Below are 4,011 nucleotides of genomic sequence, written 5' to 3'. Positions count from 1 at the left end.
GTGGAGCACGGGTGGGGCCCGTGTCGGTGGAGACGTTCCGGCGGGACATGGGTTTGCTGCTCGACTGGCATCGGGCGGGCTGGCCGAACGAGCTGGCGTACCGGCGCGTCAACGGGGTGGATGCCTGGAGTCAGTACCTGAGGGCGATGAGCCGGGACGGTGTGTGGGGAGACCATGTGGTGCTGGCGGCGGTCTCCAACCTGTTCCGCGTGCGTTTCCAGACCTTCGCCAGGACGAGCGCCCGCGCATATTGGAGCGACGAGGTGGACTTCGTGCCCCGTGAGGAGGGGCATGAGGCGGCGCCCCTGCTGCGGCTCGCCAACCTGAGGAACGCGCACTACGAGGCGGTATGCCCGGAGGAGGGGTTGGGGCCCTCGGTGGCGGGGTCGCCCGAGCGGTACGCCGCCCTCGCCGTGCGGCGCCGCCGAGGTGGAGAAGGGGCGCTGAGGGCCCTCGCGCAGTCAGCGGCCACGTCTTCGTCCAGCACGGCTTCGAGCGCGGGGGGCTCCTCGACGGACCCGGCGATGACCGGTCCCGTGTGCCTCTGGCCGAACACGAACCACTTCAAGCACGACACGCCGACCCGACATCCACGGGGGCTCTTTCTCTTCGGTGAGAACGACGCGTCGAAGAAGAACAAACACTTCCAGAGCAGTACGCAGGCCATCATCCGCATGAACCCGAACGCGCTCGGGGTGCGCACGTGCTGGGTGCCCGGCGTGGGCATGGTCGACACGGACTTCGCCAGGAACCAGCAGGCCATCGACGACGACTGCGCAGAGGCACTCCGGCTCCTGACGCAGGGCCTGTACACGACGCTCGTCGTGCCGTGGAACCTCGCGTCCAACACGCTGGATATCGGCACGGGGGTCGCCAACCTGCCGAAGGGCGCGCCCAGGACGTGGGCTCATTTGCAGAAGAAGGTCCAGGAGCTCATCGACTGGGCGAACGCCCAGTTGGGGAAGGTGCGGGTCGTCCCCCGGTTGACCCTGCTCGTGCCGTCGGTGGTGACGCGCAATCAAGAGGACCTCTACGTGCAGGAGGTTTCGGAGGCGATGCAGCGGGCTCCGTCCGTCCGTGAGGACTCCAGCACGAGCGTCGTGGGTGTTCCCAATGTCGTCCCCCTGCGGACGCTGCGCATCTCGGGCGGGACGTCACCGGCGATGGGGCGCTGGTCCGATGCCACCTATGCGCAGAACACGGCGATTCTCGACGAGGACCTGCGGGCGCTGATTGACCGCGTGGAGAGTCGCCAGTTCCGCAGGCTCGTGCTCCCGCGGAACAGCGACGGCGAGATACTCCTGGGAACAGAGCTGGGCCAACTGGACGTGTACGCGCCGAAGACGTTGGCCTATCTGCGCGGGAGGCTCGAGGGGCTGTGCCAGCGCTGCAAGGAGGTGCAAGTCGCCAGCTCCTCGAATTCCCTGTCCTCTTCCACCACCGCTGGAGAGGGCGTGGCCCGGGGGCGCGCGCGCACCAAGCGCAGGCGCGACGTGAACCACGACGAAGCCCCTGTCGAAGACGGCACGGCCCCTGTCGAAGACGACGCGGCGCCTGTCGAAGACGACGCGGCTCCTGTCGAAGACGACGCGGCTCCTGTCGAAGACGACGCGAGTCAAGACGAGCAGGAGAGGGAGTCCGCTCCCGTCGCGAGGCGCCCCCACAAGTTCCCGAGAATGGGACCGAAGAGACCCGATCAATGACGATGAACAGGCGTCGCGATGGTGTGGGCGCCCTCGCGAGTCCGGCCCCTCTCGCGAGGTGTTCATGCCTGTGTTCTCCCGTGAGTTCCCGAGACGCTGAGGCCCACCGTTCAACGGGCCAGCGGCTCGGAGTCTGGGGAGCGACATGCCTGACGGCCTCGCGCGGGCTGCTTCCGAGCTCGGGGCGGCGTCCGGGGGCCGGGCCCGCGTGGGACCCGGCTCGGGGGCGTGACTACAGCTCGCTCAGGCCCGGGTCGAACAGGTAGCTGAGCTTGACGAGGAACTCGCGGGAGAACACGGGCAGCGGTGCGTGGCCGCCATTGTACGGCTGGGCGATGCGGAAGTTCGTGCCGAGCAGGTTGTAGACGCCCGCGCCAATCTCCAGCCCCTTCGTGCCCACGTCCTCCGCGCGCACGTAGAGGTTGAGCAAGAGCTGCGTGGGCAGCTCCTCCACCGCCGAGTCGCCGTTGTCGTCGGGCACGTCCACCGCGAAGCGCCGGCCCACGAGCACCGCCGTGGGATTCACGGACAGCCATGGCTGCACCTTGAGACTGCCCGACAGCGAGGCCTTGTGCGTGGGCATGCCGGTGAAGGCGTTGGAGTGCCCGGGCACCTGGTAGTCCGCCACGTCGTTGCGGCCCGACGGCGCGTAGAACGAGTAGTTGAGCGCGACGCGGCCCCAGCTCCCCTTGACGTGGTAGTCCAGCTCGACGCCCCGGCTGCCCAGCCGTCCCAGGTTGCGGTACGCCTCCTCGTTCGTCGCCGCGTCGTACGAGTAGATGATGGGGTCCGACACGCCCACGTCGAAGGCGTTGGCGCTCAGCGCGTGGCCGTCACCGAAGCGCAGCGTGCCCTCCAACTCGTACACCGTGGTGCGCTCGGGCTTCACGTCCGCGCCCAGGCTGATGTTCTCGATGCCCGGCGCGCGGAACGCGCGGCTGAAGAGCGCCTTGGCGCTGAACGGACCGAAGCCGCGCAAGAGCACCAGCCGGGGGACGAACGAGCTGCCGAAGTCGCTGTGGTTCTCATACCGCGCGCCCGCCACCACCGTGACGATGGGGTTCTCCGAGAACGCCTCCACGAAGCCCGCGACGTTGAGGTACGAGACGCTGGTGGCGCCGTCCTCGCCGAAGGCCGTCTGGAGCCCCACGTCCGCGGGACCCCTGAGCTTGCCCTGGTCCGACGCCACGTCCACGCCGCCGGTGAGCTGCAGGACGTCCAGCGCCGCCCAGCGCGCCATCGTCCGGCCGCGCAGCCGCATCACCCGCTTCTCGTAATAGAACTCGGAGGCCTGGTCCGCGTCGCGGAACGGCTCGGAGAGTGTCAGGTTGAGGCGGGGGATGATTTCCACCCGCTCACTCGGACGGAACCGGTTGCTCAGCTCCGCGTGGAAGGACTCGAAGTCGGTGGCCGCGGGGGCGTCCAGCACCTCGTCGAAGGCGATGATGGCCGACGTGGCGAAGCGCTGGTACAGCACGCTCAGTTGGAGGTCCCGGTAGCCCACGCCCGCCTGCACCGTCGTCGGGTTGAGCTTGGTGTTGCCGCCCATCTCCGCCGTGTTGCCGAAGAAGTCCTGGAACAGGGCATCGCTGCGCTGGCCCTGGCCCAGCGACGCGGACGCGAAGACGCTCAGGCCTGGCGCGGACTCGAAGACCTTGCGTCCCGACAGCGTCAGGCTCCGTCGTCCGTTGACCTTCTCCATCTGCCCGTACGTGCCGGACACCATCAAGTCGGTGCTGCCCTGCACGCCCCGGGTGATGACGTTGATGACGGCCAGCTCCGCGTTGCCGCCGTAGATGACCGAGCCGGGGCCGCGTACGACTTCGATGCGCTCAATCAGCTCGATGGGCAGTTCGTTGCCCAACTGCATCGTCGAGTAGAGCTGTTCGTTGAGCTCCTTGCCATCGACGACGAGCAGCACCTTGCCCTCGTAGCCCCACAGCCCTCGGAAGCCCGGGCCGACGGCGCCCTGCACGTCCACGCCGAAGAAGAAGCCCGGCACCTGGAGCAGCAGGTCCATCAAGTCGCGCGCGCCCGAGTTGCGAATCTCCTCCGTCGTCATCGACGTCACCACGGCGGGCGAGTCGCGCAGCTTGGTTATCGCGAACGAGGCCACCTGGCTGTGCACGTCCGACTCTTCGTCGAGCGGCAGCTCCTCTTGTCCCGACGCGGGCGGCGGGGGAGCGACTTCGGCCTCGGTGGTGGGCTCGGAGGTCTCCGGCTCCCACTGGGCGAGGGCGGAGGGCGTGGCGGAGAGCAGCAGCGAGAGCAGGACGGGGCGGGGCCAGCGAGGGCGGAACGGCATGGG

General features: G+C 68.6%; 1 protein-coding gene and 1 pseudogene. One reads left to right on the top strand and one right to left on the bottom strand.

Annotation, left to right across the window (positions count from 1 at the left end):
• Positions 1-1,703 (top strand): annotated as a pseudogene (locus HR086_RS45285) (hypothetical protein); the annotation flags it as partial.
• Positions 1,704-1,935: 232 nt separating this feature from the next.
• Here HR086_RS45285 and HR086_RS45280 read toward each other — a convergent pair.
• Positions 1,936-4,008: a TonB-dependent siderophore receptor gene (locus HR086_RS45280; RefSeq protein ID WP_174468756.1), complete on the bottom strand. Its 2,073-nt coding sequence runs from the start codon at positions 4,006-4,008 to the stop codon at positions 1,936-1,938.
• Between the last annotated feature and the right edge of the window lie 3 nt (positions 4,009-4,011).

Source organism: Myxococcus sp. CA039A (assembly GCF_013336645.1).
Lineage (GTDB): Bacteria > Myxococcota > Myxococcia > Myxococcales > Myxococcaceae > Myxococcus > Myxococcus llanfairpwllgwyngyllgogerychwyrndrobwllllantysiliogogogochensis.
Note: the sequence above shows the minus strand (reverse complement) of the source record. Positions and strands in the feature narration are given on the sequence as shown.